The 6,000-nt window shown below is 39.4% G+C and carries 3 protein-coding genes; 2 read left to right on the top strand and 1 reads right to left on the bottom strand.

The annotated features are described in order from the left end of the window. The first annotated feature begins 577 nt into the window (after positions 1–577). The gene (locus SAY88_RS07860) at positions 578–1,234 is read left to right on the top strand and encodes a class I SAM-dependent methyltransferase (RefSeq protein ID WP_332630729.1); all 657 of its coding nucleotides are present in this window, start codon (positions 578–580) and stop codon (positions 1,232–1,234) included. Positions 1,235–1,288: 54 nt separating this feature from the next. On the opposite strand, the gene SAY88_RS07855 is transcribed toward SAY88_RS07860, so the two are convergent. Further along, the gene (locus tag SAY88_RS07855) at positions 1,289–3,001 is read right to left on the bottom strand and encodes an Rqc2 family fibronectin-binding protein (RefSeq protein ID WP_332630727.1); all 1,713 of its coding nucleotides are present in this window, start codon (positions 2,999–3,001) and stop codon (positions 1,289–1,291) included. A gap of 199 nt (positions 3,002–3,200) precedes the next feature. Here SAY88_RS07855 and SAY88_RS07850 point away from each other — a divergent pair, with 199 nt between their 5' ends. Next, the gene (locus SAY88_RS07850; RefSeq protein ID WP_332630726.1) at positions 3,201–5,906 is read left to right on the top strand and encodes a calcium-translocating P-type ATPase, SERCA-type; all 2,706 of its coding nucleotides are present in this window, start codon (positions 3,201–3,203) and stop codon (positions 5,904–5,906) included. Positions 5,907–6,000: the final 94 nt, after the last annotated feature.

Here is a 6,000-nt window from a genome sequence, read left to right as displayed (position 1 = left end):
AAAAAGGGCGAACTATCCCTTTTTCAGTTCCTTCTTTGCGATGAGCGAAGCCGCCGTTATGTTTTAAGCTTTTTGAGTGAACTTCTCAAAAAGCGCACGGCGAGTGGAGCCATCGCAACTTTGACCCAAAAAGGGCGAACTATCCCATTTTCAGTTCCTTCTTTGCGATGAGCGAAGCCGCCGTTATGTTTTAAGCTTTTTGAGCGAACTTCTCAAAAAGCGCATGGCGAGTGGAGCCATCGCAACTTTGACCCAAAAAGGGCGAACTATCCCTTTTTCAGTTCCTTCTTTGCGATGAGCGAAGCCGCCGTTATGTTTTAAGCTTTTTGAGCGAACTTCTCAATAAGCGCACGGCGAGTGAAGCCGTCGCAAGCATGTTCGCACAAATGAAGCAAAAGACACTCATAAGGAAGATGTAGTCACAAATGGAGAAAGCGGAGCGAAGAAAAGTTCCTCATTAGAGAGAGGAAGCCCCAAACACAGCTCATAAGTCATTATGAAGGGTTTTCTCAAAAGGAGCAATTACATTATAAATTCACTTTTCGTGCTAAGATAAGGGAAAGAAAGGGTGACGTTAATGAGGAAAATGAGCGGAACAGACTTTGATGATCTTGTTGATTTCTTTGATAAGATGGCGCAAACGAACTGGCTTAGTACGATTCATGATCAATTAAAAGATCTTTCAGGAAGGTGGAGGAATAAAACGATACTCGATATTGGCTGTGGAACAGGAAGATTGCTAGAACGTGGGAAAGAAGAGGCTCGGGAATTAATAGGCATTGATCTCTCACATGAGATGGTTGAGAAAAGCTGTTCGGTACTAGAAGGTGGTAGAGCCAAAACAAGATTACTTGTTGGTGATGCATATTCGCTGCCTCTTAGAGAAAAACAGGTAGATATTGCTGTTTCAACATGTGTAATGTTCCTTCTTCCCGAGCCGCAAAAAGGTCTAAATGAAATGGTACGAGTCGTAAAACCAGCCGGGGTTGTTGCGATGTTAAATCCATCACCGAAGATGTCACCAGGTGAAGCTGCTAGTTATGCTAATCTGGTAAAAATGAGCGGATTTGAACGAGAATCTCTTCTTGCTTGGTCCAACGTTTCGACGAAAAGACATCGTTACTCTGATGAAGAGCTTAATGGACTATTGATGGATCTTGGTTTGAAAAACATTCGTCATACTCATGTATTAGATGGTTTAGCAACAATTACAGTGGCTGAAAATAGATTTTAAGGTTAAAAGAGCATTGTGAAAAGCGAGGATGACCAAGCAACCTCGCTTACTTTTTTATTTTCTTAATGAACGAACGACATCTTCATTAGGAGTAACAAAAATGGTTGTCTGATTGTCGTATATGACGTATCCAGGCTTAGCTCCATTTGGTTTTTTTACATGGCGGATTTTCGTGTAATCAACGGGGACAGAACTTGATTGTTTCGCTTTGCTATAAAAAGCGGCCACTGTAGCAGCTTCAAGTAATGTGTTATCATCAGGATCTGTACTTCTAATAACAACATGGGACCCAGGAATATCCTTAGTATGCAGCCAAATTTCATCTTGCCTTGCAAATTTATTTGTTACATAATCGTTTTGCTTATTATTCTTACCAACAAAAAATTCAACTCCACTTGTTGAGATATATTGCTCAAGCTGTGGCTTTGTGTCTTTTTTCTTTTTATGCTGTTTCACTCGTCTACGGATATAGCCTTCTTCCATTAATTCCTCACGAATTTCTTCAATATCTTTAGGAGCTGCACTTTCCATCTGTTGAATTAGCTGGTCAAAGTATTGAACTTCTTCTTTCGCTTTTACTATTTGTTCTTCTACGACAGCTACTGAATTTTTTGCTTTGTTGTACTTTTTAAAATAGGCTTGTGCATTATCAGATGGACTTTTTTGTGGATCAAGCTTAATAAGTGCTGTACCACCTTCTTCATCATAATAATCAATTACTTCCACTTGGGTGTCTCCGCGTTTTACCATATGTAAGTTAGCGGTTAGAAGCTCGCCGAGTTTTTGGTATTCCTTAGCTCGTTCGGCTTTATGTAACGTCTGTTCTAATTTCTTGATTTTCTTTTTGTTCTTTTGCCATTCGTTTTTTAAAAAACGCTCTAAATCATGTGCTTGTTGTTTGACGCGATCTCGTTCTGCTTTTCCGTAATAGAATCGATCAAGCAATTCGCTAACAGATTGAAAAGCTTTTCGTTCACCTTTTAGGTGTTCTAGTGGGATGATAGAAAACAATTCTTTTCCATCTGATGTAATAAGCATTTCAGGCTGATAATTATGTTCTCTTAGCCGATTGATAATGACTGAATAAGCAGGTGGTAGTGTATTCCTGTTAACAAAAGAGCCTGTTTGAAACGTAATCTCACTAGCTAGTTGTGGAGAGAGACCAGCAACTTGGCCTACTAATTGCCTATCAATCTTTCCGGCATTAAAATCAATCAATTTTAACAATCCGTCATCATCTAATTCAAACGGATTCGCTTTATGTTGCTCAGGAGGCAATTTATAAACTTGACCTGGCATCACCGTGCGATAGCTGCTTTGAGCAGGACTAATATGTTTAATGCTATCGAGGATTACTCCTGTTTTTTTGTCAACCAAGCTAATATTACTGTGACGACCCATAATTTCAACATATAGCTTCTTAAAAGTTTCATCACCGAGTTCATCTTTATTTTTAATATGAAAAATAATAACACGTTCCATATCAAGTTGTTCAATCTTTTCAATAATACTTCCTTCTAAATGCTTTCTGAGCAACATACAAAACATTGGTGGTGTAGAAGGGTTATCGTACTTTTCTTTTGTGATGTGTATTCTCGCAAAATTAGCATTTGCTGATAGGAGCAAATGGTGGTTCTTGCCTTTTGCTCTAATCGTAAATACTAATTCTGTCTTATATGGTTGATAAATTTTTGATATTCTTCCTGACGTTAACAACGTTTCAAGCTCGTGTGTCATCGCCCTTGTCATAAATCCATCAAATGACATGGCTCGATCATCCTTTCCTTCTTACCATACTTGCTAGAGCTGTTATTCAAACTGCAGCAACAATTGTTGTTTTTTTAAGAATGCTCTTATGAGTATAGCATGTTTTCCTCGTTCACTGAATATGATGGCTTGTATAAACAATTGGATAAGCCTTCAACAAATATATGTGAAAAGAGAATATCATGTGGGGTGTGTCGAGATGAAATGGTACAAGTTAGAGGATCATGAAGTAGCCTCATCTGTCGGAACGGATTATGAAAAGGGATTATCGGAAAAAGAAGTAGAAAAGCGGTTGAAGAAATATGGACCCAATAAACTTGATGAAGGAAAGAGGCCATCTGCTTTATTTGTTTTTCTTGGACAATTTAAAGATTTCATGGTCCTCGTTCTTTTAGCTGCTACCTTTATCTCTGGAATGCTTGGAGAATACATTGATGCCATCACAATTATGATCATTGTATTATTAAATGGAATATTAGGGTTTGTTCAAGAGAGGAAAGCAGAGAAATCACTTGATGCATTAAAGGAATTATCAGCACCGCAAATGCAGGTGCTAAGAAAAGGGGAATGGAAAAAAGTTTTATCTGCACAAGTCGTCCCTGGTGATATCGTCAAGGTTGCTAGTGGTGATCGAATTGGAGCAGACTTACGTCTAGTACAAACGAATGGATTACGAATTGAAGAGTCTTCTTTAACAGGAGAGTCGGTTCCTGTTCAGAAGCAACATCATTCATTGGAAGGATCAGAAATTGAACTTGGTGATCAATCAAATATGGCATTTATGGGTACGCTTGTCACACAAGGAAGTGGCATCGGAGTTGTTGTTGGGACAGGAATGAAGACCGAAATGGGGAAGATAGCCCACTTACTTCAATCGACAACAACACTGATTACACCACTTCAACGTCGATTAGAGCAATTGGGAAAAATATTAATTGCTGTCGCACTTGTATTAACTGCACTTGTTGTAATAATCGGCGTTTTGCAAGGACATGACGTCTATACGATGATCTTATCAGGGGTATCATTAGCAGTAGCTGCGATCCCAGAAGGACTTCCTGCGATTGTTACCGTTGCATTAGCGCTTGGAGTTCAACGAATGATAAAACGAAAAGCAATCGTTCGAAAGCTCCCTGCTGTTGAAACGTTGGGGTGTGCTTCGGTTATTTGTTCAGATAAGACAGGGACACTTACGCAAAATAAAATGACGGTCACGCATGCATGGAGTGAAGGAAAGCTATGGAACATTTCTGGTGGCGGGTATGAACCGCATGGAATCTTTAGTCAAAATGGGAAGAAGATTGAGCCTAGTAAAGAAAGGAAACTTCAACAACTATTAAGCTATGGGTGGTTATGCAATAATGCTAATTTGTTAGAGAAGACAGTTAAGCAAGGAATGCTTAGAAAACAAGTTACAGAGTATGTGATGGATGGAGATCCAACAGAAGGGGCTCTTGTGGTTGCTGCTATGAAGGCTGGCTATTCAAAACAAGGATTAGAAAAGCACTTTTCAAGAGTTTTAGAATTTCCTTTTGACTCAGCAAGAAAAATGATGTCTGTCGTTGTCAAAGATGCAAAAGGAAGGTCTTTTGTCATTACGAAGGGTGCGCCAGATGTTGTTTTAGGTCAATGTACAAAGATAGCTTATGGGGCCAATGAAGAAGCTCTAACTTCTAAGCGGAAATTAGAGGTTGAAGGAGCTGTTGAACAATTAGCAGGTAATGCCCTTCGAACGATTGCGATTGCTTATCGTCCATTAGGGGCATCAGAAACGTGCAAGCAACCGTTTGAAGCAGAACGTGGATTAACATTTATTGGTTTACAAGGGATGATTGACCCTCCAAGACCAGAAGTGAAGGACTCCATTGCTGAATGCCGCCAAGCTGGAATTAAAACTGTTATGATCACTGGAGATCATAAAGTAACGGCATCAGCAATAGCAACACAATTAGGCATCTTATCTAAAAAGGGAAAAGTACTAGACGGTCAAATGCTTTCAAAGCTTAGTGTAGCCCAATTAGAAGAGATCGTAGATGATGTTGATGTCTATGCACGAGTTTCGCCAGAACATAAATTGAAAATTGTTAAAGCTCTACAAGCAAAAGGTCATATTGTTGCGATGACGGGGGATGGTGTGAATGATGCGCCTGCTATTAAGGCTGCAAACATTGGGATTGCAATGGGAATCACTGGAACCGATGTGGCCAAAGAGGCATCCTCTTTAATATTAAGTGACGATAATTTTGCTACAATTAAAGCTGCGATTAAAGAAGGAAGAAACATTTACGAGAATATTCGTAAATTTATTCGTTATATGATGGCCTCAAATGTCGGAGAAATTTTGGTCATGCTGTTTGCTATGATGTTAGGTATGCCGCTTCCACTTGTGGCCATTCAAATTCTTTGGATTAACCTTGTCACAGATGGACTTCCAGCTATGGCCTTAGGGATGGACCAAGCGGAAGGAGATGTCATGAAACGGGCACCTAGAAATCCAAATGAGGGGGTATTCGCTCGTGGATTGACTTGGAAGATTTTAAGTCGAGGTTTTATGATTGGGGTCGTAACTCTTGTTGCGTTTTGGCTTACGTTACAAGCAGATCCAAGTGATTTAACGAAGGCGCAAACTGTTGCGTTTGTTACTCTAGTTATGGCACAATTGATTCATGTATTCGATTGTCGCAGTGAGTATTCAGTATACCACCGTAATCCATTTGAAAATCGTTATTTAGTTGGTGCTGTGATTATCTCAACGTTATTAATGCTAGCAGTTATTTATTATCCACCGTTACAAACTGTCTTCCATACTGTAGCATTAACAGGTCATGAGTGGTTATTAGTTCTAGGTATGGCATCGATTCCGACTGTTGTACTTGGAGGCTTTCAACTTATAAAACGAAAATAAGCTTAAGAGGTTAACGTATGAAGACTTGTTGGACTAAGTCCAATACCTTCATCGTTAACCTCTCTTTTTGGTTTTGCTTGTTGAGTATAATGTT

It is taken from the genome of Halalkalibacter flavus (assembly GCF_036663575.1).
Classification (GTDB): domain Bacteria; phylum Bacillota; class Bacilli; order Bacillales; family Bacillaceae_D; genus Halalkalibacter; species Halalkalibacter flavus.
This window is presented reverse-complemented; position numbering and strand designations above follow the sequence as displayed.

Coding starts and splice junctions, on each gene's coding strand:
- SAY88_RS07855 (WP_332630727.1), bottom strand. CDS start 3,001: ATGTCATTTGATGGATTTATGACAAGGGCGATGACACACGAGCTTGAA.
- SAY88_RS07850 (WP_332630726.1), top strand. CDS start 3,201: ATGAAATGGTACAAGTTAGAGGATCATGAAGTAGCCTCATCTGTCGGA.
- SAY88_RS07860 (WP_332630729.1), top strand. CDS start 578: ATGAGGAAAATGAGCGGAACAGACTTTGATGATCTTGTTGATTTCTTT.